This window comes from Alteromonas sp. ABH4_457, from assembly GCF_056160625.1.
In genome coordinates, this window is the sequence record NZ_JBSWXN010000002.1 from 333,309 (window position 1) to 357,180 (window position 23,872).

At 50.3% G+C, this 23,872-nt stretch carries 19 protein-coding genes; 11 read left to right on the plus strand and 8 right to left on the minus strand.

What is annotated here, in order from left to right:
• Nucleotides 1–73: 73 nt before the first annotated feature.
• The 3 genes from ACXAGR_RS04665 to ACXAGR_RS04675 all read left to right on the plus strand — a co-directional run bounded on the left by ACXAGR_RS04665 (nucleotide 74) and on the right by ACXAGR_RS04675 (nucleotide 3,004).
• Entirely contained in the window at nucleotides 74–940 is an 867-nt protein-coding gene (locus ACXAGR_RS04665; RefSeq protein WP_474848398.1) for a DUF2608 domain-containing protein, read from the plus strand.
• Between the two features lie 5 nt (nucleotides 941–945).
• On the plus strand, nucleotides 946–1,359 hold the full coding sequence (gene arfB / locus ACXAGR_RS04670) for an alternative ribosome rescue aminoacyl-tRNA hydrolase ArfB (protein ID WP_474842383.1): 414 nt from the start codon (nucleotides 946–948) through the stop codon (nucleotides 1,357–1,359).
• 139 nt (nucleotides 1,360–1,498) lie between these two features.
• Nucleotides 1,499–3,004, plus strand: a complete 1,506-nt coding sequence (locus ACXAGR_RS04675) for a S10 family peptidase (RefSeq protein ID WP_474848400.1) — start codon at nucleotides 1,499–1,501, stop codon at nucleotides 3,002–3,004.
• A gap of 93 nt (nucleotides 3,005–3,097) precedes the next feature.
• On the opposite strand, the gene ACXAGR_RS04680 is transcribed toward ACXAGR_RS04675, so the two are convergent.
• From ACXAGR_RS04680 to ACXAGR_RS04690, 3 genes are all read right to left on the minus strand, one after another.
• Nucleotides 3,098–5,431 (minus strand): glycosyltransferase family 61 protein, encoded by a 2,334-nt coding sequence (locus ACXAGR_RS04680; protein WP_474848402.1) that lies wholly within the window; start codon nucleotides 5,429–5,431, stop codon nucleotides 3,098–3,100.
• Between the two features lie 118 nt (nucleotides 5,432–5,549).
• Entirely contained in the window at nucleotides 5,550–6,842 is a 1,293-nt protein-coding gene (locus tag ACXAGR_RS04685) for an NAD(P)/FAD-dependent oxidoreductase (RefSeq protein ID WP_474841785.1), read from the minus strand.
• Nucleotides 6,843–7,155: 313 nt separating this feature from the next.
• Nucleotides 7,156–9,249 carry a TonB-dependent receptor gene (locus ACXAGR_RS04690; protein ID WP_474848404.1) on the minus strand — a complete coding sequence of 698 codons (2,094 nt, stop codon included), beginning with the start codon at nucleotides 9,247–9,249 and terminating at the stop codon, nucleotides 7,156–7,158.
• Nucleotides 9,250–9,621: 372 nt separating this feature from the next.
• On the opposite strand from ACXAGR_RS04690, the gene ACXAGR_RS04695 reads away from it, so the two are divergent.
• The 7 genes from ACXAGR_RS04695 to ACXAGR_RS04725 all read left to right on the plus strand — a co-directional run bounded on the left by ACXAGR_RS04695 (nucleotide 9,622) and on the right by ACXAGR_RS04725 (nucleotide 18,976).
• The gene (locus tag ACXAGR_RS04695; RefSeq protein ID WP_119502933.1) at nucleotides 9,622–10,788 is read left to right on the plus strand and encodes a porin; all 1,167 of its coding nucleotides are present in this window, start codon (nucleotides 9,622–9,624) and stop codon (nucleotides 10,786–10,788) included.
• A 141-nt stretch (nucleotides 10,789–10,929) separates the two neighbouring features.
• A complete protein-coding gene (exaC, locus tag ACXAGR_RS04700) occupies nucleotides 10,930–12,447 on the plus strand; it encodes an acetaldehyde dehydrogenase ExaC (RefSeq protein ID WP_474841789.1) in 1,518 nt (505 codons plus the stop codon).
• Between the two features lie 116 nt (nucleotides 12,448–12,563).
• A complete protein-coding gene (locus tag ACXAGR_RS04705) occupies nucleotides 12,564–13,532 on the plus strand; it encodes an ABC transporter substrate-binding protein (protein WP_474848406.1) in 969 nt (322 codons plus the stop codon).
• Entirely contained in the window at nucleotides 13,474–14,310 is an 837-nt protein-coding gene (locus ACXAGR_RS04710) for an ABC transporter permease (protein ID WP_474848408.1), read from the plus strand. The genes ACXAGR_RS04705 and ACXAGR_RS04710 overlap by 59 nt, the downstream gene beginning before the upstream one ends.
• Entirely contained in the window at nucleotides 14,307–15,038 is a 732-nt protein-coding gene (locus ACXAGR_RS04715) for an ABC transporter ATP-binding protein (RefSeq protein WP_474848410.1), read from the plus strand. The genes ACXAGR_RS04710 and ACXAGR_RS04715 overlap by 4 nt, the downstream gene beginning before the upstream one ends.
• A gap of 67 nt (nucleotides 15,039–15,105) precedes the next feature.
• Nucleotides 15,106–16,317, plus strand: a complete 1,212-nt coding sequence (gene nosP, locus ACXAGR_RS04720; protein WP_474841797.1) for a nitric oxide-sensing protein NosP — start codon at nucleotides 15,106–15,108, stop codon at nucleotides 16,315–16,317.
• Nucleotides 16,283–18,976, plus strand: a complete 2,694-nt coding sequence (locus ACXAGR_RS04725) for a hybrid sensor histidine kinase/response regulator (RefSeq protein WP_474848412.1) — start codon at nucleotides 16,283–16,285, stop codon at nucleotides 18,974–18,976. The genes nosP and ACXAGR_RS04725 overlap by 35 nt, the downstream gene beginning before the upstream one ends.
• Before the next feature lie 21 nt (nucleotides 18,977–18,997).
• Here the strand turns inward: ACXAGR_RS04725 and ACXAGR_RS04730 are convergent, their stop codons facing one another.
• Nucleotides 18,998–19,885, minus strand: coding sequence for a LysR family transcriptional regulator ArgP (locus tag ACXAGR_RS04730; RefSeq protein ID WP_474841801.1), 888 nt, complete (start codon nucleotides 19,883–19,885; stop codon nucleotides 18,998–19,000).
• Between the two features lie 112 nt (nucleotides 19,886–19,997).
• Here ACXAGR_RS04730 and ACXAGR_RS04735 point away from each other — a divergent pair, with 112 nt between their 5' ends.
• A complete protein-coding gene (locus tag ACXAGR_RS04735; RefSeq protein ID WP_232373426.1) occupies nucleotides 19,998–20,606 on the plus strand; it encodes a LysE/ArgO family amino acid transporter in 609 nt (202 codons plus the stop codon).
• A gap of 39 nt (nucleotides 20,607–20,645) precedes the next feature.
• On the opposite strand, the gene ACXAGR_RS04740 is transcribed toward ACXAGR_RS04735, so the two are convergent.
• From ACXAGR_RS04740 to ACXAGR_RS04755, 4 genes are all read right to left on the minus strand, one after another.
• Entirely contained in the window at nucleotides 20,646–21,311 is a 666-nt protein-coding gene (locus ACXAGR_RS04740) for a response regulator (protein ID WP_119502941.1), read from the minus strand.
• A 74-nt stretch (nucleotides 21,312–21,385) separates the two neighbouring features.
• Nucleotides 21,386–22,183, minus strand: coding sequence for an ABC transporter permease (locus ACXAGR_RS04745; RefSeq protein WP_474848414.1), 798 nt, complete (start codon nucleotides 22,181–22,183; stop codon nucleotides 21,386–21,388).
• Entirely contained in the window at nucleotides 22,180–22,917 is a 738-nt protein-coding gene (locus ACXAGR_RS04750; protein WP_474841806.1) for an ATP-binding cassette domain-containing protein, read from the minus strand. The genes ACXAGR_RS04745 and ACXAGR_RS04750 overlap by 4 nt, the downstream gene beginning before the upstream one ends.
• Nucleotides 22,914–23,870, minus strand: coding sequence for a YVTN family beta-propeller repeat protein (locus ACXAGR_RS04755; protein ID WP_474841808.1), 957 nt, complete (start codon nucleotides 23,868–23,870; stop codon nucleotides 22,914–22,916). The genes ACXAGR_RS04750 and ACXAGR_RS04755 overlap by 4 nt, the downstream gene beginning before the upstream one ends.
• Nucleotides 23,871–23,872 lie beyond the last annotated feature (2 nt).

Genomic DNA, 23,872 nt, shown 5'->3' on the forward strand with positions numbered 1-23,872 from the left:
CTGATAAAGTAATGGGCTTTGCCATTTTAAATTGTTATTTTTCATGTTGAAGCAACGGATTTACTCATCATTAATGCCACTGATCGTGGCGGCAACCTTATCAGCCTGCAGTGCCACTCCACCGCCCCCGGTATCCGGCTCTGCGACCATTACGGAAACAGCAGATTTCGCTGAAGTTAACCTGGCTGTAGAAACTCTGAATGCCCGCTACGGTGCGGCGAATGTACTGATTGTGTCGGATATTGATAATACCCTGCTGACCAGCGCCTCCGACCTGGGTGGCGATATCTGGTATCAGTGGCAACGGGGAAAGCTGGATGTAAAACCCACACCGGCCCAGAAAGTATCGTGTTTGTTTGAAGATACCATCGGCATGTTATATGAACTCAACCCGATGACAGTCACCGACCCGCTGGTACCCGAAATTGTGGCCAGCTGGCAGCTTGCGGGCAATACGGTGATGGCACTGACATCGCGGGATCCCCGCTACCGCTCAGCGACCGAACGGGAACTCAAAAGTAACGGCATCGAACTTGGTCAGTCTGCTCTGACGCTGGAAAACGGCGTCATGCCGGAATACCGCCACCAGATGGACCGGGAGCTGACTTACAGTCAGGGCGTAATGATGACCACCGGCATGGACAAAGGCAAAATGCTGCACTGGATCCTGGATAAAACCGGCAGACATTTCGATGCCGTGATTTTCATTGACGATTCACGCAAAAATATCGACAACATGTATACCGCCTGGAAAGACGGCAACACAGACATGGATATTTTTTATTACACCAGTGTTGAAGATGCCAGAATTGCCCGTCACGGTAGCGTACTCACCCAGGCGCAGGCGGATAAAATGGCTGCAGACTACGATAAGCTGAATAAAACCCTGCTGGACGTGTTTCCGGGCCGTTCAGATGGTCTGTGTCTCACGGTGAACTGATGGCAATGCTGGAAATCACACCGTCCCTGCGTATTGATGAAGCCGAATTGGAGATGACGGCTATCCGCGCGCAGGGTTCGGGGGGACAGAACGTCAATAAGGTGAGCAGTGCTATTCATTTACGTTTTGATGTGAACGCCTCCTCGCTGCCGGACAATATAAAGTCCCGTTTGTTGTCGGTGGCCGACACCCGGCTGACGTCTGACGGCGTGTTTGTGATTAAGGCGCAAAACTTCCGCACTCAGGAGCAAAACCGGCAGGACGCACAGGCACGTCTGATTGAGTGGATTGCTCAGGCGACAAAAGTGCAGAAAAAACGCAGGCCGACACGCATCGGCAAAGGCGTTAAACAGCGCCGTGAAACCTCTAAGAAACAACAAAGTGAGCGTAAACAGATGCGCAAAAAAGTGGACTTCTGATCCCCTGCTCTGCTGCACAACTGTAATTAGCCGCACCCACAGGTAAAGATAAAGATTCCCCCTGTACGCCCGTTTCCGGCTGTGATTATCTTATTGTTTTGTGCCGGTATGGCACGGGTTCAACAACCGGAATATAACAATGAAAATACTTTTCCTCGCCGGAATGCTGGCTGCAAGCCTGTGTTCTCCTGTCTTCGCCGCAGACAAACCTGCTGAGAACACGAAGACGAAAGTCCCTGAACTGACGTCCTTTGTCACCAAACATAAAGGTAAGTTTAACGGCAAAACTGTCTCATACACTGCGACGGTGAGTAATATGCACCTGACTAACAAAGAGGGTGACGTGACCGGCGATGCAGTGACAACGTCCTATGTGGCAGAATCAGATGAAAACCGGCCGGTTACCTTTGTTTTTAACGGTGGTCCGGGCTCATCTTCGGTATGGCTGCACATGGGTATTTTCGGCCCTAAATATGTGGAAGTACCCAGCGATGCGCAGGATGCAGGCAATGCGCCTTACAAAATTCTTCACAACCCGTTAAGCCCGCTGGATAAAACCGATTTAGTGTTTATTGATCCCATCGGCACAGGCTTCAGCCAGCTTGCCGGAGAAGGCACGGCTAAAGATTTCTGGAGCATTGCTGCCGATGCTGAAAGCGTCAGTGCAGTGGTAAAGCAGTGGATAGCGAAAAACAACCGCTGGAATTCACCTAAGTTTATCGCCGGTGAGAGTTACGGTACCACCCGTGCCGCCGCCATGCTGCCGTATCTTAACGACAGAAAAAGTCCCCTGCGCATCAACGGCCTTATTCTTATCAGCCAGGCACTGGATTACGCCGGCAGCACCCCGGAGGCCGACAACATGATTTCATTTGTGACCTACCTGCCAACAATGGCAGCGACCGCCTGGTATCACGGGAAAATAGACAAGAACAGTATTTCACTGGAAAAACTGGTGGAAGATGCAAAAGCGTTTGCCACTGACGAATACCTGCCGGCTCTGTTTAAAGGCTCAGTCCTGCCTGCTGCAGAATTCGATAAAATCGCAGCAAAACTTGCCTATTTTACCGGATTGAATGAGACGCTGATCAAGCGGGGTAACCTGCGTGTGGATGCAACCCGTCAGCGCAAATTGTTACTGGCAGACCAGGGCATCGCACTGGGCCGCAGTGACTCCCGCTACACCATTGATGAAATTGACGATCTGGACATCACGCCCAAGTATGACGCCTCAAGCACTGGTGTTTCCGGTGCCTACAATGCGGCACTCAGACACTATCTGATGAATGATTTAAAAGTGACCTGGGACAGAGACTACCTGGTCAGCAACCGTGATGTAGGCCGCAACTGGGTTTACTACCGCGATTCAGGCAGAGAACCTCATACAGTCAATACCTCTGCAGATCTGGCTGAGGGAATGCGGGTTAATCCGTCTATGAAAGTGATGCTGGCCAGTGGCTACTATGACTACGCTACACCACTGTTTGACGGCGATTACACCTTTGGCCGTTACGGTATTGATAACAGTCGCGTTATCAAACACAACTACGAAGCGGGCCATATGATGTATCTGCACAAGCCGGACATGGAAAAGCTGGCGAAAGATATCAGCGCTTTTTATGACGACATGAAAGGCAATCCCTAATCAACGCAGGGATTGCCTGTATGTGTTGATTCAGATGTCCGGCGAAAAACCGCCGGGCATCCCTGTCCAGTGTCACTGGCAGTGTTTACAAGCTCAGTTTTTCCAGTTAGCGGGAAGGTCCAGCTTACCCTCACCTATCATCACGTTAACCTTCTGCTCAAAGCGGTTGAGATATTGTTTAGTCACAGGCTTTGTGGCCAGCGCAGAGGCATACTGCCCGTAGTAACGCACCACATCCTCTGCAGTGGCCTGCCTTAAAGCAGGCACATCAAGGGCTTTGCATTTAAGGCGTTCCGCAAGAAAATCTGACAGCGCATCTGCATCCAGAAATGACAACGCACTGCCGTGTGCGGCACTGTTTTGCTTTGGCGGCACATACAAAGACTGCAATTCAACCAGTTCACCAAAAAAGGCGACATCCTGACAGCGTGCAGTTAATAATGGCCGGAACAGCACATCAGTCTGATTACGCCGTTGCAGAACAGTAATTTTTGCATTGATTTCGCCCATCAGCTCGAGCACATGCAAAGCTGCCCCTTCAGCAAATACGATTTCTTCTGCGCTTTTGTAGTATTTCAGCTGAGTCACGATATCAGCGCTCTCAGGCTTAAAAATGGTGAATCCCTGCCGCGCCATGAACGCAGCAAGATAACCTTCTCCGGCGAATGCCCCTCTCATGAGGAACGATTCACGGCTGACGTATAAACGCTTTGGAAGAGAAGGATCCGCCACCACCCCCGATGCTTTTTCACGTGCAGTTAAAAAAGACAAATATTCCGCTGAAACCGGGTTCCTTGCGCGGAAAAAACTCTGCTGGGGTGAGACCCACAGTGATTCCGTACGAATATTTTTACCGGGTAAGACGATATTTTTTTTACTTACTCCAAGATATTCGAGAACTTCGTAAAAACGGGGAGGCAACACCGCTTTTCTAATAAATGATTTTTGTCTGAACCTTTGTGGCAGGAAGATAACCGGCATGTCGCCGTAGCTTTGTCTTATCTGCTGTAGCGGTGCCAGACGATGAACCGACTCTGCCAGAAAATGCCCGAAGTTACTGAAAACCGGACCGCCGTAGAAGAACTCTCCCTTCTTAACCGCGTGTGTTTCAGGCTGAGCAGCTAAAAACTCCCCGTCAGTCACGTTTTGAGGAACAGGATCCTCAGAGCGGGCATTGGAACACCGGAACTGGGCGGCGAATTGAGGTACTTCCTGCGCAGAGCGGATCCCGCCTTTGACAATACCCGGGTTGGATCCCGGGCCTTGTCTGATAATCTCTGCCCGTTTCACGCAGGCCAGCTTCCCTTTAACCGGTTTGATTCCGGCCAGTGCACTGCGTCCCGACAGTGCGTCTTTCAGGCGCTTAACCGTACCGGCTGCAAGCATCTTTCCTTTTCCCAGCACATAATGAATACCTTTAAGGCGAAACTGCGCTCTAAGCTGCGCGTCTCCTTCAACAGATTCCGCCGAAGAAATAACAGATGCAAGAGACCGGAAAAGACCGGGCTTGTCCTGCTTCAGTTGTTGCAGCATATCACTGACAACAGAACCGTTCTCCTGCTGATCCCGCACTGGTAAAGCTTCAATTTTTTCATGCGCCCCGGCTAACCATTCCCACTCATGTTCGCTAAGCAGCGAACTGAAACCGGAGGCAGTCGAAGACAACTGGCTTTTATAGTCTGCCAGCAGGTTGTCATCAATGAGACGGTAACGTGATTTGCCATCACTGACTGACTGCAAATAAGCATCCAGTTCAGCCTGAACAGCAGAGATTGGAAACTGATTTAACCAGCGTTTTAATTCCAGTGCCGGATATGAGTATGAAGTGTTAATCGCGCCCCGGCCTGTGTCTGCCGGCATATCAATATCCAGCACACCGAGTAAGTCCTGAATGATGCTTCCGTTGTCTTCAGGCAACTTAAATGCGAAACAGTGAAAACAGGACGGACTGACCCGCTTCTGAAGACTCTGCAATCGCTGCCACTGCCCGAGATTCAATCTCCTGCCGGCGCTAAAGGGCTTCGTATTGCCGTGTCTTTTCACCGACTGATTATAAATTGAGAGCTGATACTCGATGGGATTACGAATAAAGCAAAGGATCTCAACATCGGGAAGCGCATCGACAATGTCTGTGGCAATTCTGAAAAAGGACTCTGAACTGAACAGTAATATTTGATGCTCAGGCGAAGCGTGAAATTTATTGATAACAGCTTTCAGTTTTTGCGCATCGAGCGCCAGTTTCCCGTGCTCATCAACCCTACAGACAACTCTGGCATTCCCTGAACTGATACCATTCCCGTCTATGTCGTGTTTCGGATAATCCACCCCGAGACGGGAAAGGGTATCGCGACGGGAATGAAGAAAATGTTGGATCGCCGAACTTCCTGTTTTCGGAGGACCAATATGAAAAATAACGCGCTTACTCAATACTTCTGCTCTATCCGGTTTGAACGGCGCAATATTAGCACATCCCTGTTTGAGGTGGATGCTCTGACTTCAAACATAATAAAAAAATGCCGGGTGGTTCACCCGGCATATCTCACTATCAATGCAGCTTCAACTTCGGCCCCACAAAGTTACTCACTTTGCGGCCCAGTAAGGTCATTGTGCCTTTAAACCACCCGTGCACTGAATACTGGTGCATGTTGTACAAAGAGATATACACCAACCTTGCCAGACGTCCTTCAATGAACATACTGGAGTTAACCAGTGCGCCCATCAAACTGCCCACAGTACTGTATTTACTGAGGTGTACCAGCGAACCATAGTCACGATATTCATAGTTTTTAAGGGGCGCGCCTTTAAAGATATTTATGATATTGGCCGCCGCCACACTGGCCATCTGATGGGCTGACTGCGCACGTGGCGGCACCCAGGAACCATCTTTCTGTTTAAAGCCACAGCAGTCGCCAATCACAAAAATATCGTTGTCGACGGTGCTTTGCAGATGTTCATTGACCAGAATCTGGTTGGCACGGTTAGTTTCGAAAATATCCATCTCTACAAGGAAATCCGGCGCTTTTACCCCTGCTGACCACACCAGCAAATCGGCATCGATTTCTTTACCGTCTTTAGTTTTAAAGCCATTTTCTGTGGCTTCAGACACCATGGCACCTTCCAGTACGTCGATACCTAAGTCTGTCAGCGCTTTTTTCGCTGACCCGGCGATACGCTCGGGCAACGCAGGTAAAATACGGGGGCCGGCTTCTAAAATAGACACTTTTAAACGTTCAGCAGACATCTCCGGCATGCCGTAAGCACGGGCAAGATTGGCTACGTGGTGAAGTTGTGCCGCCAGCTCTGTGCCTGTGGCACCGCCACCAACAATGGCCACATGAATAACTTCCTGGTCAGTACAGGATTGATTCACTCTGAGCAATTGATTGAGCAGTGCCTTGTGAAAGCGCTCGGCCTGCGACAGGGAGTCGAGGAAATAACAGTGGTCTGCCACACCCGGCGTGCCAAAATCGTTACATACACTGCCCATGGAAAGTACGAGGTAATCGTATTCGATGGTACGCTCCGGCAGAATTTGATGCCCGTCTTCGTCATAGAGAGGGTCTAACACAATGCGTTTGTTCTCTTTGTCGAGACGTTGCATATTACCAAGCTGGAATTGATACTTGTTGCGCACCGCATGCATACGGTAATCAACACCGTCTGAGTTTTTATCGATAACGCCCGCAGCGACTTCGTGAAGTAATGGCTTCCACACGTGAGTTTTACTGCGATCGACCAGAATCACCTCAGCCAACCCTTTACGGCCCAGCTTTTTACTCAACCGGGTAACCAGCTCCAGGCCTCCTGCACCACCGCCTACAACGACGATCTTTTTCATAATGTTTCCTTAAAGCAATTTTTCCAGCTATTGAATGTCTTGAGGACGGTGTCATCCAATAGCTCGAAAAACTGCAGGTGGCTGTGCTGCGGAAACTTATGGCGCTTCTGGCTGAGGGGAGCGTTGATTTTCAGAACACGGCGTAAACCCATCCATGGGGCCTCGGCAGCCGCTTCCCTGCGGCTGACGGTTCTGAGAAATCAACGCTCCCCCCATCCGCGCCCCAAACGTACTTCGAATCAACGCCCTCCCCGGCCAGAAGCGCCAGATGCACCAAGATTGCCAGATACCACCCTACATACGGCTGGAAAGATTATTCCCAACGATAAACGAGACTAACCATATAGTTTCTCGGACGACCGGGAAAATAACGGTCGCCGCTGAACGACGTATAGTCTGCCCGCTCTGCATACGCTTCATCAAACAGGTTATTAATGCGGCCGTAAACCGTCAGTGCCGGATTAATGTCCCAGCTTGTCCGTAAATCCACCACATCATGGCCGTCATATTTATGTGCGTTTTCGGGGTCAGTGTAGTAACTACCCATGTGTTGCCATGCCAGTTCCGCCGTGATGGTTTCTGTGGGAGTGTACCGCAATTGGGTATTCGCGACGTGGCGGGGAGCGGTATCCATATCATTGCCGCGAATATCAATATCACCGGAAAGTTCTGAATGGCGATAAGTGTGCTTTGCCACGGTTCCGGCCACAATCAGCGCCCACCCGGGGTTCATTTGCCATTCCAGTTCTGCCTCTGCACCCACGTGACGGCTTTTACCATTATTGACGTAATAGTAATCGCTGTCGCGATAGATAAAGTTGTCTTTATCCATATGATATACGGCAATATTGTAGCGCAGCGACCCGCCCTTTCCTTTCAGGCCAACCTCAATATTGTCAGCCACTTCAGGCTTTAACTCTGCAACGGTTTGAGCGCGCTGAAGGCGATACAATTCAGTCGCCTGGGGGGCACGGTAACCACGCGATATATTGGTGTAAACCAGCGTATTGTCATCTATCGAATAGGCTGCACCAAGTTTCGGTGAGAAATTGCTGAACGTGTCTTCACGGCTTTCAGGGCGGGTATAACGACAGCCGCCCATCCCGCATGCTGTGCCGTCTTCACGCACCCTGCCGCTGTTCATGTTGTTGGTATAATCGTAGCGCATGTGCTCGTAACGGGCACCGGCCGACCATGCCCACCGGCCATATTCCCAGTTCACCATAGCGAAAGGTGCAACTACTGTAGCATCAACGCTGTAATCGTAGTGCTTACCCGACGGGATGGTTTCTATCAGAAACGCGGAGCCGGTTGTAGCGCCGTCCTGATATTGCAGTAAGTCACCTTCGGTGAATTCACCGTCAATACCGGTGCGCAGGGTTATATTGTCAGCAATCCCGTGCCGCCAGAGGGACTGTATTCCGGCGCCGCGCTGGCTATTTTGTTCAACCGGCTGCCCCGGCAGGAAGTGCATGAGAAAGTCCATGTCCTGGTCTCTCACAAACGGGGTCACAATGATGTCGTCACCATTGTCCAGCGTCAAAGACACTTTCGACCACAGTCTTAATGATTGTGCATTGCGGTAAGCTTCGGGGTTTTCGTTACCCTGTGCCAGCGTCTTGTCTTTATAACTGTCTGTACCGCTGATGTAGCCGGCGGTGTCCTGCTCCAGATTAGTATAAGTGAGACCGGAATTGACCGAAAAAGCCTTACCGTCATAGCGATGTCGTAAGTTTACTTTTTCCTGATCGACGCCTTCATTAACCCGGTATCCCGTATCACGGGTCACGCTGGCGTTGATGCCCGCCCCGGTGTTTCCGGCATCATAGCCGGAACGTAATTTATAACGGCTGTATCCGTAAGAGCCGTAATCAACACCCGCCATACCACCGCCACGGGTAGTATCAGGCGTGATCATGTTAATCACGCCATGTACGGCGTTAGAGCCGTACAATACAGAACCGGGCCCTTTTAGTACTTCGATGCGCTGCGCCATTTCGCTGTGTGCTTCAAACAGCTCGTTAATGTTACAAAAGCCAGCGGCTCTTAACGGAATACCGTCTTCAGCGGTAAGCAACCCGCCACAGGCGCCAGCGCCTGAAAATACCGGTGAACGTAATGCCGGCAGATATTCCTGTCCGTTACCCCGTTGTAGTTGCGCACCGGCAATCTGGTTCAGGGCTTCTTCAATATGGGTGGCAGAAAGAAGTGTCAGAGCGTTCTCATCCACCGCACTGACGGAAAAAGGCTGTCTGAAGGCCGAGGTCTCTGTGCGTGTTGCCGTGGTGGTAATGCGTTCAATGGAAGACTCACTCTCCGCCGCCATTACCTGCGAGGCCGTAGCGGCAAGCAGTACGGCCTGAGCAAGCACGGTTAGCCGTGATGTGAAGGGATATCTTGCGGTCATAACTCTCTCATACATGGTGTTCTGACACTATGAATCAGTCTCATAGTAGGTGGAAAAATTCAGCCGGAGAAGCCCGTCTCACGGGCACTTTATGGCATTTTGTCCTGCTACTTTGCAGTCCCCCCGGAAGCCACTGACATAACTACTACTTTGGAACTACTCCTTCGGATGCATTTAGCTGGCGGACTAAAGTGTAACGGATTCCACCCTATCGACGAGTTTCCAATTTTGCCCCTGACAACAATACTCGAAACATCAAAAAAAGTTCGCTGGCAACGAATCAGCGGACAATGGGCATGAGTAACCCGGGATCGATGTGAATTGTTGCTCCGCCTATACGAAAACTAAACAATCAGAAGATAGGTGAAACACATGAACAACAAGAACGTAAGCCTCAAGCCTCTTGCCTTAGCCGTATCCGCACTGGTTTGCTCAAGCGCAAACGCTGCCGTTACTTTGTACGACGACAAAGAAGTCGCCACCGTATCAGTAGACGCGTCTTTCAACACATTTTACGTGAACAGCAGCTCTGAAAGCGATGCTGCCGGTACTTCACGTGATCAGTCACGGGTCAAAATGGGCTTTCTGCCAAACTGGCTGGGCATGAACTTCAGCAAAGAAGTTAACGGTCTTAAAATCGGTGGCCGCTCATCTTTCTGGGTCACAATCAACGACAGTAACACAGGTGTTACCTCTACCGGTATCGATGTGCGTCAGTTCTACGCCACTTTAGGTTCAGACTGGGGTGAAGTGTTGCTGGGTAAAGATTTTACATTGTTTAACCGTAACAACATCTTCCTCGACGAAATCCTGCTTGGTTACGGCAACGTGAATGACACACTGGGCCTGATTGACGGACAGGGCGTGTCTTTCGGCAACATCGGCAGCGGTTATACCTATCCGATGCCGGCATCTCAAATTCGCTATACCTCACCCACTTTCGCAGGTGGCCTGCAAGTCGCCATCGCTGCAATCGATCCTTCACCGGTTAATGCCGCTGACGACCGTCAGGAATCAGCTCCGCGCATTGAAGCTCAGGCAACGTACAGCACAGACTTTGACGGCGGTAACGTGACAGCCTGGGTGGGCTTCCTGAATCAAACTTCAGAGTCAGACACCATGGGTGACATCGACTCTACAGGTACTTCTTACGGCGTCAAAGTAGGTCTGGGTGACTTTACTCTGCACGCATCAGGTTACACAGGGGAAGGCATCGGCATCCTGCTTGGCCCAACCGAAGCAGCGCTTGGCCTTGGCCCTGTGACCATGTACGACATGAATATGAATGAGCTGGACAGTTCGGGTTACCTCGTTCAGGGCTCTTACAAAATGGACGCGCACCGCTTTGTTGTGTCTTACGGCGAAAACGAAATCGAAAATGCCGACTATATTGGACATGAGGGGATGCAAGTTGCGTGGTTCTACAACTACAACAGCAACGTGACATTTGCCGTTGAATACGCCACCAGCGAATTTACCGGCATCTTAGGTGATGAAGAAGCCGACACTATCGCAATCGGCGGTATCGTGAATTTCTAAGCCCTTAGTTTCAATGCCAGAGAAACAAAGGACACGTATTTCCGGTCACCGGGACCGGAGCCGCGACAGGGTATTCTCTGTCTGCAGGCTGAATCCCGGTATCTGGCAACGCTTTTAAAATTGAAAACCGGAGTAATAACTATGATTTACGCAGCACCTGGACAACAAGACTCGGTTGTAACGTTTAAAGAACAGTATGGCAACTACATCGGCGGCGACTGGGTCGCGCCTTTAAAAGGCCAGTATTTCGATAACGTTTCACCGGTTAACAACGAAGTATTCTGTTCTATCCCGCGTTCTACCGCTGAAGATATTGAACTGGCGCTTGACGCCGCTCATAAAGCAAAAGCTGCCTGGGGTTCAACCTCAACGACTGAGCGATCTAACCTGCTCCTGAAAATTGCAGACCGTATCGAAGCGAATCTGGAAAAGCTGGCAGTAGCTGAAACCTGGGATAACGGCAAGGCTGTACGTGAAACCCTGAATGCCGATATTCCTCTTTCTGCTGATCACTTCCGTTATTTTGCCGGCTGTGTACGTGCACAGGAAGGTTCAATCGGTGAAATCGACAACAATACTGTGGCTTATCACTTCCATGAACCTCTGGGCGTTGTAGGTCAAATCATTCCGTGGAACTTCCCGCTGCTGATGGCTGCATGGAAAATTGCACCGGCACTGGCTGCAGGTAACTGTATCGTTCTGAAACCTGCAGAGCAGACACCTGCTTCAATTCTGGTACTGATGGAAGTAATCGGTGACCTCCTGCCTCCTGGCGTACTTAACGTGGTCAACGGTTACGGTGCTGAAGCGGGTCAGGCACTGGCAACCAGTAAGCGGATCGCAAAAATTGCTTTTACCGGATCCACCCCGGTTGGTTCTCACATCCTGAAGTGTGCGGCGGAGAACATCATTCCTTCAACCGTAGAACTGGGTGGAAAGTCGCCTAACATCTATTTCAGCGATGTTATGAAGCACGAAGACGAATTCCTGAGCAAGTGTGTGGAAGGTATGGTCCTCGCCTTCTTCAACCAGGGTGAAGTATGTACCTGTCCTTCACGTGCCCTTATCCAGGAAGATATGTACGATGACTTTATCTCTCTGGTTATCGCCCGTACCCAACAAATCAAGCGTGGCAACCCGCTGGATACTGAAACTCAGGTGGGTGCACAGGCATCTGCTGAGCAGTACGACAAGATCCTGGGTTACCTGGAAATTGGTAAGAAAGAAGGCGCAGAAGTGCTTATCGGTGGCGGCCCTGCCAGCATTGAAGGCTTCAACAAAGGCTTCTATATCGAGCCTACGTTGTTGAAAGGTCATAATAAAATGCGTGTGTTCCAGGAAGAAATCTTCGGCCCTGTGGTTGGTGTAACAACCTTTAAAGATGAAGCCGAAGCTCTGGCCATTGCCAATGATACTGAGTTTGGTCTGGGTGCCGGTTTGTGGACCCGTGACATGAACCGTGCATATCGCATGGGTCGTGGTATTGAAGCTGGCCGGGTCTGGACCAATTGTTACCACCACTATCCTGCACATGCTGCATTCGGTGGCTACAAAAAATCTGGTGTAGGTCGTGAGAATCATAAAATGATGCTGGATCACTACCAACAGACTAAGAACTTACTGGTTAGCTACGACGTTAACCCGCTGGGCTTTTTCTAAAAGCGTTGCCTGAAAAGGCGTAAGTCCGGTACCCGTCGCTCTGGCGGGTACCTTTTTCAAAATCTGGTCTACGCTTTGTAAGGTATTCCAAGCATTTACGACACGTAACCTATTCTATGACGTCACTGTTCAGAATCCTTATCACCGCCTGCTTTCTGCTGTTTTCCGGCCTCACTGTGGCCAAAGAGACGGTGCGCGTGGGGGTACTGCAATACGGAACGGTGAACTGGGAAATGCAGGCCATCAGCAACACCGGTTTGCAGAACAATTATGATATTCAGGTAGAGGCTGTTCCTCTGGCATCCACTCAGGCATTACTGGTTGCCCTTCAGGGTGGCAAAGTCGACGTTATCCTCAATGACTGGCTATGGGCCGCCCGACAAAAAGCCCTCTCCCGCGATTACCGTTTCGCGCCCTGGTCAACTAACGGCGGGCAACTGGTGGTGCGTAACGATCGTAATATTCAAACCCTGAAAGACTTAAAAGGGAAAACCTTAGGCATTGCGGGTGGCAAAACCAACAAGAACTGGGTGCTGTACAAGGCATACATTCAGCAGGCCGCCGGCCTCGAGCTGGGTAAGGATATTCAGGTAAAATTTGCAGCGCCCCCCATGTTAAACGCGCTGGTTCAGCAAGGTGAACTGGACGGCGTGATTAACTTCTGGCATTTCGCAGCGCAACTTAACGCGCAGGGCATGCATACTCTGCTCACCATGCAAACCCTGCTGAACAACAGTGGTATAAAAGCACCTGTACCGTTACTGGGCTGGGTATTTTCTGCAGCATGGGCCTCACAGCACAGCAAGGCAATTAATGACTTTCTCGCCATGTCGGCAGAGATCAGGCAACGCATGCAAACCGATGACAGTCTGTGGGCGACACTGCCGGCCTTCACAAAATATCCGGCTCCGGCGCAGCCATGGCTGATGGAAGGATTCCGCTCCGGTGCGATGACAACAACGTCACCGGACACACAGGCATCGCTGAATGCGGTGTTCGAAATGCTTTCCCGCAATCAGGAAGAGAATGATGTCACCGGTCCCCTCGACGCATTGCCAGCAGACATTCTCTGGCAGCGACACTGACGTGCATTGTCTTCCTGAAGACACCGTACGCTGGTATCAACTGCCGTTTTTCAAACGGCTCACATCCGTTGCGCTTTTGCTTATCATCTGGCAACTCGCCGTTGCCGTTTTTACTCCCGCTTTGCTTCCGGCTCCCTCAGAGGTATTTATAAGACTGGCGGAAGAGTGGCAGGGAACCATGCCTCTGCATCTCTCACAGACACTGATCAGAGTCGCCATCGCTTTCTCTGCTGCAATGATACTTGGCACTGCACTGGGTCTGGCGATGGGCCACAACCGGAAAGTAGACGCATGGACTGACAGCCTGCTCACGCTGATGCTGAACGTGCCTGCCCTGGTTACTATTATTCTGTGTTTTATCTGGTTCGGTCTGAACGAAACAGCCGCCATTATTGCAGTCATCCTCAATAAAGCCCCCAATGTTGCCGTCACGCTGCGGGAAGGCGCCCGGGCCATCGACCCGAAACTCATGGATGTTGCCCGTGTTTACCGTCTGGAGCGGCTGCGCACTTTCAGAAAAGTATATCTGCCTCAAATTACGCCATATCTGATTGCCGCAGCACGGGGCGGACTGGCGCTGGTGTGGAAAATTGTGCTGGTGGTTGAACTGATTGGCTGCAGTGATGGCGTCGGCTTTCAGTTATCCAGCTATTTTCAGCTATTCGATATCACAGCCATTCTGGCCTACACCCTTGCCTTCGTTACTGTGGTGTACGGGATTGAAGCCCTTGTCCTGCGCCCGCTGGAAAACCGGCTGTCGGGGTGGCGCAAATCATGAACATTCATATCCGCCACAAGGCATTTGCAGCAACAACACTGATTTCAGACCTGACTATTCATACCGGCGAAAATGAAATTGTTGCCCTGGTGGGGCCATCCGGAGCGGGGAAAAGCACCCTGTTAAACATTATTGCAGGTATTGATAAGGACTTTAGCGGCGACATCACTTTTGATGATCAACGTCCGCCCGGACTCATGTTTCAGGAAGCCCGTCTGATGCCCTGGCTCACCGTGCTGGAAAACGTCACTCTGGTTGCGCCGCCGGACCACCCTGATCCCACCGGCGAAGCCTTGTCTTTACTTACACTCACCGGCCTTGAGTCACAGGCTGAAAAGTATCCGTCACAGCTCTCCGGCGGAATGAGCAAAAGACTGGCGCTGGCACGGGCGATGATGTTCAAACCCGGTGTCCTTTTGATGGATGAACCCTTTTCGTCTCTTGACGCACCGGCTGCAGAGAGTTTGCGCCAGTGCGTGCTATCGCTGAAGGCAACTTCGCCTTTCAGCATTATTTATGTTACCCACGATTTGAAGGAGGCCGTTGCTATTGCCGATCGCGTACTGATTTTAGACGCGAATCCTATGACATTGAAGCATCAGGAATTTATCACTTTGCCCCGCCCCAGGTGTTTACATGACAAAGCCGTCAGCGATGTTTGTGAGCCTTTGTATCGTGCCTGGCCGGGACTGTTGTACGGGAATGCTGATGAACGCAAAACCATGTAAACCAACACATCATTGTTGTTAAGCAATTGTGAAACAGATATTATTCCTCCATACCTCTGGAGGACACATGAGTCGTCAACAAGCACAACTGGCTGTCGCGCAGGACATCGTCAGCGGTGTAGCCCGCGCCGGGAGTGAACAACAAGACCCGGTGAGAGCTGCCGCGGAGATTTACCGTGCACTTGCTCCCTGTGAGCCAACCTGTGTAGTTTTTTACTGCTGCACCCGCTATCCGCTGGAATTATTAGCGCGGGAGTTATCCCGTTATTTTCCGGACATTACGGTGATCGGCTGTACTTCTGCAGGTGAAATTACCCCGCTGGGCTACAAAAAACACAGCATCAGTGCATTCGGGCTGAGTCAGTCCCTGTTTGCTGTGGAATCTGTGCTGATTGAAAATCTTGCTGCGTTTACCAAAAGCGATGCGGATACGCTGGTTGACGGTATGCTGAATAACCTGCGAAAAAAGGCTGTCACGTCTTCACCCATTGATAAGCAATGTTTTGCACTGTCGCTGCTCGACGGTTTATCTGTGCGTGAGGAACTGGTGATTAATGCATTGAGCGAGAGCCTGCATGAAATCCCGCTAGTCGGTGGTTCCGCCGGTGACGATCAGCATTTTGTTGATACTCAGGTGTTTTATAACGGCAAGTTTTACAGCGACGCTGCGGTGTTTATGCTGGTGAATACGGCCTGCAATTTTGAAGTGTTCAGTCAGCATCACCTTGCTCCTATGCAGGAAAAGCTGGTTGTGACTCAGGTTTCGCCGGATTTACGGGTAGTGCAGGAATTTAATGCCGAACCCGCTGCGCTGGAGTACTGCCGTATTAACAATCTGAAGCTGGAAGATTTGAATTCCCGCACCTTTGCCATGTATCCGCTGGCAGTTCAGATTGGTGATCATCTGTATATCCGCAGCATTCAACAGGTAAATGATGATTTAAGCCTTACCTTCTTCTGCGCCATCGATGCCGGTGTTGTGCTTACCCAGATGACATCGCCGGGCTTGCTGTCGCATACATCAATGATTTTCAATTTGCTGGAAGAATCAGTCGGTGAAATTCAGTTACTCATCGGTTTTGACTGTATTCACCGCCGGGCGGAAATCGACGAGTATCAGCTTGAAGAAGATATGTCTGAACTGTACATGGAACACAATGTCATTGGCTTTAGCACTTACGGTGAACAAATCAACGGGTTACATCTGAACCATACCTTTACCGGTGTTGCTATAGGATATCCACGTGACCAGGCCAACCCAGACCTTACCCTCACATAGCCCTTATCCGGCAGTCAATAACGACGTCGCTTCAGACGAGCTGGAGCGCCTGCGTTACGAAAATGAAAAGCTGACCAAAATAAACGCGGTGCTGATGCGCCGTGTTGAAATGGGATGGGGCAACCACAGCGATGCTTATCAGTCTTTCGAAGATGCCGCTCTGCTTGCTGACAAAGTCAAAGAACGGACATTTAAGTTGCAGCAAACGCTGCACCGTCTGGAAGAATCGAACCAGCAGTTAGACCAGGCCCGCCATGACGCTGAATTAAGCCGGATTTCTTCTGATCAGGACCGCCAGCGTCTTACAGATGCCATAGAAAGTATCTCCGAATCCTTTGTTCTGTTTGATGCCGACCGCAAAATGGTACTGGTGAACAACCGCTGCCGTGAATTCTGGACCCGCTTTGGGATTGTTTTTGAGATTGGCGTTACCACCTTTCAGCAAATTACCGCGGCTTCTCTGCCTCTGGTTGATCACAGCTGTAAAGTACAAAGAAAAGTCAGTGCGTTTCCTGAGTCCATTACCCAGACCATTTTCAAACTGAAAGATGGCACATGGATCCAGATGTCTGAGCGGAAGACCGCTGAAAACGGCCTGGTGGTGGTATATACCGATATCACCAACATCAAAAAAACAGAAGAGTTGCGTTATCAGACGGCCATGGCAGAGCAGGCACAGTTGCTGAAGTCGACGCTGGAAAACATGACGGAAGCGGTGGCCCTGATCAACGAAAACAACGAACTGGAAACCTGGAATCAGCAGTTCCTGGAGTTCGCCGGCCTGAAAGAAGCCGACGTAAAACGGGGTGTGAAGTACAACCAGCTGCTGGCGAACAGCGCTTTGCGTGAAGTACCCGCCTTGCCCATGGACGAATGCCTGAATGATGATGGCTTTGGTGAAACAGAAGTGGTGCTGGAAAGCGGTATTGTGCTGTTGTTTAAAAGCCATCTTATTCCTTCCGGCGGCATGCTGAACACTTTTACCGACATCACTGAACGCAGTCATCATCAACGCGCGCTGCAGGAAAGTGAGCAACGCATCCGTCTGATTACCGATGCTATGCCGGCACTGATTTCTTACGTCAATAAAGACATGTGCTATGAATTCGTGAACCGGGAGTTTGAAAAGTGGTATCACCGCTCCCGTTCAGAAATCATCAGCCACCATCTGCGAAATGTACTGGGTGAACAAACGTTCAGTAACCTGCAAATATATATTGAACGGGCAATGCTCGGGCAGTCAGTCAATTTTGAGGTTGAAACCACAATGGATAACGGCAACAGCCGGATATCCAACAAGACCTACATTCCTCATTTCGACCACGAACGCAACGTAGTCGGCTTCTTCGCACTGGAGCAGGACGTTACCGAGCAGCGGCGCACCGCCAAGGCGCTTAAGCACGCTTACGATTACATGGAACAGCGTGTAAACCAGCGTACCAAGAAGATTTCTGAGATAAATGCCCAGCTGCGCAAAGAAATTGAAGACCGTCAGCTGGCGCAAATCCACTTGCTGGAAGCCAAGCGGGAAGCAGAGCACGCTAACGAGTCAAAAAGTAAATTCCTCGCTGCAACCAGCCACGACCTGTTGCAGCCAATGAACTCAGCCCGTTTATTTGTCAGTGCACTGGCAGAGCAGACGCTGCAACCGGAAGCACAGAAACTGACCAGTTCACTGAGCTATTCGCTGGAGAATCTGGAGTCGCTGATCACGGCACTTGTGGATATCTCCAAGCTTGAGGCCGGTTTGATAGAGCCGGTGCTGGACGACTTTGCTGTTGAAGATCTCATGAGTAACCTTGAGAATGAATTCCGTCAACAGGCAGAAGCCAGAGGCCTGAAATTCCGTTTCCGCAACTCTTCACGTGTAGTGAACTCGGATGGCTACCTGCTCGCCCGTATTCTTCGCAATCTGCTTAGCAACGCCATCCGGTATACCAATGAAGGCGCAATCCTTTTAGGTGCCCGCAGACGGGCACATGGCCTGGAAATTCAGGTGTGCGATACAGGGATCGGTATTCCCGAAGATAAACTGAGTGATATCTTCCAGGAATTTAACCGCGTCGAAGCGAAGAAACGGCGTCATGACCAGGGACTGGGCTTAGGTCTGGCTATTGTGGATAAACTTTCCACCGTGATGAACCATAAAATCCATGTGACGTCCGTTGAAGGCAAAGGCTCCTGCTTTACCGTAACCCTGCCCTACGGCAAACAACGATTAACGTCTGACTTGCCCCGTAAATCTGCAGTACAGGACAGATTCAACAGTCATCTTGAAGGCGCAAACCTGCTTATTATTGATAACGATGAAGCCATTTGCGCCGGTATGGAAGAGTTGCTGGGCGGCTGGGGAATTCAGGTGACCAGCGTGCAGACACTGGAAGATTTGGGTAAAGAAGGCTGGCTGAAAGACTTACACCCCGACATCATAGTGGCTGACTACCACCTTGATGACGGCGACACCGGTTTCGACGCCCTTGAAATCGTTGAGCGGGAACTGGGAACCGGCACGCCGGTCATTATGATTACGGCGAATTACACCAATGAATTACGCCAGTCTGTGCGGGCAAAAGGCTACTCATTACTTAATAAACCGGTGAAACCCCATAAAATGAAACTGGCATTGAGCAACCTGATGTCGAAGAAGGCCGGGGAATAACTTCAGGCGCCATGACGTGAACTAAGCCAACCGCTTTGCAGATTCGCGCAAGGCAAACTCCCGCAGTGTTTGAAGTTGCGGACTTTCTGTTTGCCAGTAATGCCAGTACAGAGGCGTATCCACATGATAACCCGGCATCAGGTCGACTAACTCTCCGTTTTCCAGCTCTTTATTCAGTTGCAGCACGGGTAACAAGCCGTATCCAATACCCGCCAGCATAGCTTGCTTAAACCCTTCAGAGGACGGACAGAGATGCACCAGTGAGGGTGTGGTGCCGTTTACTTCCTGTAAAAAATCGTGCTGAAGCCTGTCGTGTTCATTAAACACCAGGCAAGGGGCATCGCTGAGCTGTTCAGGACCGGTAATGTTGTACCGGCGAATAAACGCAGGGCTCGCAATCACTTTATACCGGAGTGCGCCCAGTGAACTCACTTTGCCCCCGTTTACCGCTTCTGCTGATGAGCATATGCAAACCATGACCTCTCCTGCTTTCATGCGCTGCAGGGCAATGGACTGATCTTCCGTAATGATTTCAAACTGAAACTGACATCCTGCTTCTTCTTCCGTTATCGCCAGTGCCGCCGGTAACCAGGTGGCCAGTGAATCCACGTTGGCCACAAGCTTTACTGTTAACGGACCGGATTGCACATCGTGACCGGCAATACCCTGAACGTTCAGAGCCACTTCAAGTTGCCGGACTTGCTGCAAATGATTCAGCAGTCTTTTGCCCAGTGCAGTTGCAGAAGGTGGCTGTGTCCGCACCAGTACCGGCTGTCCTAACAGTGCTTCTAACTGATGAATGCGTTTACTGACCGCTGACTGGGTCAGAAACATTTTCTTCGCTGCTCTCTCAAAGCCTTTTTCCGCAATCACATGGGACAGCGCATCAAGTAACTGATAATCGATCATGAATTTCAGGAATGTATAGATAGATATAGTCATTAGATTAATAATAAAAATGCCATTAATCTAGCGCCTGTGTGTTGTCATCAACTGTTGAATTACTGAGCGGGAGCCCGTTGTGCAATCATTTTTATCCGGAATGGGATTAGGTATGAGCCTGATCATTGCTATTGGTGCACAAAATATCTGGGTGCTCAGTCAAAGCATGGCCGGTGCTAACCGACTGGCAATTGCCCTGACCTGCATACTCTGTGATGCCGTACTGATTTTTCTCGGCGTTTTTACCGCCAGTGAAATCAAAACCTGGATCCCGGGACTCATTCCCTGGCTGACCTGGGCAGGTGTCGCATTTCTGCTTTATCTTGCTTTTGGTGCGGCCAAACGGGCTTACGAAGGGTCGTCGGGCCTGACTCTTCATGCAGAAAAAGCTGCCAAAGCATGGTGGAAAACCAGCCTTGCCGCGCTGGCAATCAGCTTACTCAACCCCCACGTATATCTGGATACTGTTGTCCTGCTGGGCAGTATCGGCGCCCTGCAACCTGAACCACTGGTATTTGCTTTGGGTGCAACAACCGGTTCAGTGTTGTGGTTCGGCAGTCTGGTGCTGTTTTCTCCGGCATTGAAAAAGCTACTGAAATCCCCGCTTCGCTGGCGTATTTTCGACAGTATTATAGCTGTAGCACTGTGTGCCATCGCCTGGCAGCTATACAACACACCTGCTGGCTGAACCAGGCCAGCCACTTCCGGTAAATTCTATTCTGTTTTTTCAACGCATCAGATAGTGATTGAAGTCGATACTCGCCGCACACAATGCAGCCTGAATCCGGTTATGTACATTCAGCTTATTTAAGATGGCCGACACATGGGCTTTAACGGTGGTCTCCGCAATATTCAGCTCGTAGGCGATTTGCTTGTTCGATTTGCCTTTCGCAATACACTCAAACACCAGCAGTTGTCTGCGAGTCAGTGCTGCAATTAATTTAGGGTCAATTTGCTGCGCGCTGTTCTCATCTTTCGGCTTGCCGGTACCACTTTTACGGATAATATCCGGTGGCAGATAAACCTGGCCGGAAAGCACCTGCTCTAACGCAGCGACAATCTGTTCACAGCTGGATGACTTGGTGATAAAACCCACTGCCCCATATGTAAATGCTTGCAGCACCACATTTTTATCTTCTTCCGCAGAGACAATCACAATAGGGATTTCGGGAAATTGATTACGAAACCGTACAATGCCGTTCAGGCCGTCCATACCCGGCATGTTCAGGTCTAACAGCACCAAATCAATATCAGGATTCTCTTCAGCCACTTCAATTGCAGCATCAAGGTCTGTACAGGTAATGGTTTTTGTTTCTGCTATATTCCGCTCGACAAAGTCGGTAATGGCATAGCGAAACAGTGGATGATCATCTGCAACCAGGATTTCTACCATAATTGTAAACCTTTTGTTAATTCATGACTGATAGTAGTAAATTCCGCACAGGCCTGTCGAGCACTATGCTCGGGTTATTTACCCGGCTTCTTCTTTTGTTGCATTCCACGTTTAGGATCGTAGCCCCAAATTGCAATCCCGCAGAATACGACGGTAGTTGCAAAGGTGACCCAACCTGCGGTGGGATTCCAGCTCTCATGTAACGCAAAGCGAATTAGTTCTACTGCATGGGTAAAAGGATTATATTGCGAAATCCAGTATAACCACTCGTTCGACTCTTTCAGTTTCCACAACGGATACAGCGCAGATGAAAGAAAAAACATGGGAAACACCACGAAATTCATTACACCGGCGAAGTTCTCCAGTTGTTTGATGAAAGATGACAGCAAAAGCCCCAAAGCGCCAAGCATTAATGCACCAACCAGCAATGCCGGTGCTGCGTATATGTAGCCCATAACCGGTACTTCGATACCCAGCAGATACGCCAGCAAAAAGAAGGCATAGGCCTGCAGTAACGAAATAATAGCGCCGGCAATGAGCTTACTTATCAGTAAAAACGGGCGGGGAAGCGGGCTGGTGAGCAGCACTTTCATACTTCCCATTTCACGGTCGTACACCATGGACAGTGAGCTTTGCATGCCGTTGAACAACAAAATAATGCCCGCCAGACCCGGCATAATGTACACGTCATAAGTAATGTAGGTGTCATATGGCGGGATAATAGCGATACCCAGTGCAGCTCTGAAACCGGCGGCAAAAACAATCAGCCACAATAACGGCCTCACAAGGGCACTGACCAGCCGCGCCTTCTGATGCCAGAAACGCCACATCTCCCGCACCACAATGCCTTTGAATGCCATCCAGTACTTCATGCTGCGTCATCCTGTGTAGTCAGTTGCCGGTACAGGGCTTTTACGTCACCGGCCTGATATTCAGTGAGTGCAGTCTGACAGGGCATATCCAGTAAAATGCTCCCCTGATGTAACAGGATAAGATTATCTTCAGGCAAGACTTCATCCACCAGATGGGTAGATGACAACACCGTAATGCCCTTCTCAGAGCACAGGTCGCGAATATGGCGGTTTATGCTGTCTCTGGTGGGCATATCCAACCCCACACTGGCCTCGTCGAGCAATAAAATGGCGGGTTCATGCAGCAACGCGCGGGCAATTTCTACTCTGCGGCGGTGGCCACCGTTTAATGAGCGCACTTTCTCATGCTGCCGCCCGGTCAAATCAAATCTGGCCAGTTCCCGCGCTATGGCGTCTTTCGTTGCAGAGGCAGACATGCCGTGCAAGCCAGCGTGGTAATTCAGGTTCTGGTAAACGGTTAAATCTAAGTCCAGCGTGCTTTGCTGAAACACGATACCCAATGCCGCTAACGCCTTGCGCGGGGCTTTGGCTGTATCATAACCGCCGACAAAAATGTCACCTTCCGCACTTTGCAGCAACTGACAAAGCAGGTTAAACAGCGTACTTTTACCCGCGCCATTCGGCCCCAGTAACGCGTAGAAACGGCCCTGTTCCAGGTTCAGGTTCACATTGTGCAGTACTGCCTTTTGCTGATAACCGAACTGCAAGCCAGCGACAGATAACGCTAAACTCATGGCTTCACCGCCACGCCCCAGGGATAACGTCCCACTTTCAGGGTTTTGATTACTTTTAATTTATCTGTATCGATGACTGATACATCGCCACTCACACCATTGGTGGTAAACAGCAAAGACTGATCGTTGGCGAAGGCCAGTTGCCATACGCGACGTCCCACCAGCAGATAATCCAGCACTTCATAGGTTTTCGCATCGACCACCGCTACGTGATTCGCCGGACCCAGTGCTACAAACGCATATTTACCGTTATCAGTCAGTTTCACGCCCACAGGCTGAATTTTATCCCTGTGTACACCCGGAATTTTGAAATTAATCACCTGCGTAATCGCTTTACTGTCCACATCAACAATGGAAACGGTTCCGCCAATTTCTGAAGAAGCCCAGACAGTTTTGCCGTCTTTGGTAAACTCCACGTGGCGGGGACGCTGATCGACCAGTGTGTTGTCTACCAGTTGCTGATTTGAGGCGTCAATCCAGTGCAGCATATTAGTGGTTTCAGAAGTATTAATAACCCATTTACCATCGGGACTGGCGGCCATGCCTTCAGGCTCTACACCCACGTCAATTTGTGCAATCACATCCCGTTTTTCCGTATCAACAACGGTGACTACGGCATCGTCTTCATTGGCGATATACAGATGATGGTTATTAGGATGCAGCGCGAACTGCTCGGGATCTTCGCCGGAAGGCAGGTTATGGATGATCCTGTTGGTACTCACATCCAATACCTGCACTGCGTCGGAATCGCTGGCGCAGATATACAGATATTTGTAGTCATTGCTGAAAATAATCCCCCTTGGCCGCATACCCACTTCGATGGTTTCAATTACTTCCAGTGAACCGGTATCAATGAGGGTCAATGTGTCATCTTTTTCGTTCGACACATAAGCAACTCCCGCCAAAGCAGGGGTGGCGAACAGCATCATTGCGGGGAGAACCAACGACTTCATAC

Excerpts from the sequence above, each read along its gene's own strand:
- exaC (WP_474841789.1), top strand. The coding sequence starts at position 10,930 with ATGATTTACGCAGCACCTGGACAACAAGACTCGGTTGTAACGTTTAAA.
- ACXAGR_RS04710 (WP_474848408.1), top strand. The coding sequence starts at position 13,474 with ATGATGTCACCGGTCCCCTCGACGCATTGCCAGCAGACATTCTCTGGC.
- nosP (WP_474841797.1), top strand. The coding sequence starts at position 15,106 with ATGAGTCGTCAACAAGCACAACTGGCTGTCGCGCAGGACATCGTCAGC.
- ACXAGR_RS04745 (WP_474848414.1), bottom strand. The coding sequence starts at position 22,183 with ATGAAGTACTGGATGGCATTCAAAGGCATTGTGGTGCGGGAGATGTGG.
- ACXAGR_RS04740 (WP_119502941.1), bottom strand. The coding sequence starts at position 21,311 with ATGGTAGAAATCCTGGTTGCAGATGATCATCCACTGTTTCGCTATGCC.
- ACXAGR_RS04690 (WP_474848404.1), bottom strand. The coding sequence starts at position 9,249 with ATGACCGCAAGATATCCCTTCACATCACGGCTAACCGTGCTTGCTCAG.
- ACXAGR_RS04755 (WP_474841808.1), bottom strand. The coding sequence starts at position 23,870 with ATGAAGTCGTTGGTTCTCCCCGCAATGATGCTGTTCGCCACCCCTGCT.
- ACXAGR_RS04685 (WP_474841785.1), bottom strand. The coding sequence starts at position 6,842 with ATGAAAAAGATCGTCGTTGTAGGCGGTGGTGCAGGAGGCCTGGAGCTG.
- arfB (WP_474842383.1), top strand. The coding sequence starts at position 946 with ATGCTGGAAATCACACCGTCCCTGCGTATTGATGAAGCCGAATTGGAG.
- ACXAGR_RS04750 (WP_474841806.1), bottom strand. The coding sequence starts at position 22,917 with ATGAGTTTAGCGTTATCTGTCGCTGGCTTGCAGTTCGGTTATCAGCAA.
- ACXAGR_RS04730 (WP_474841801.1), bottom strand. The coding sequence starts at position 19,885 with ATGATCGATTATCAGTTACTTGATGCGCTGTCCCATGTGATTGCGGAA.
- ACXAGR_RS04665 (WP_474848398.1), top strand. The coding sequence starts at position 74 with ATGCCACTGATCGTGGCGGCAACCTTATCAGCCTGCAGTGCCACTCCA.
- ACXAGR_RS04695 (WP_119502933.1), top strand. The coding sequence starts at position 9,622 with ATGAACAACAAGAACGTAAGCCTCAAGCCTCTTGCCTTAGCCGTATCC.
- ACXAGR_RS04715 (WP_474848410.1), top strand. The coding sequence starts at position 14,307 with ATGAACATTCATATCCGCCACAAGGCATTTGCAGCAACAACACTGATT.
- ACXAGR_RS04705 (WP_474848406.1), top strand. The coding sequence starts at position 12,564 with ATGACGTCACTGTTCAGAATCCTTATCACCGCCTGCTTTCTGCTGTTT.
- ACXAGR_RS04675 (WP_474848400.1), top strand. The coding sequence starts at position 1,499 with ATGAAAATACTTTTCCTCGCCGGAATGCTGGCTGCAAGCCTGTGTTCT.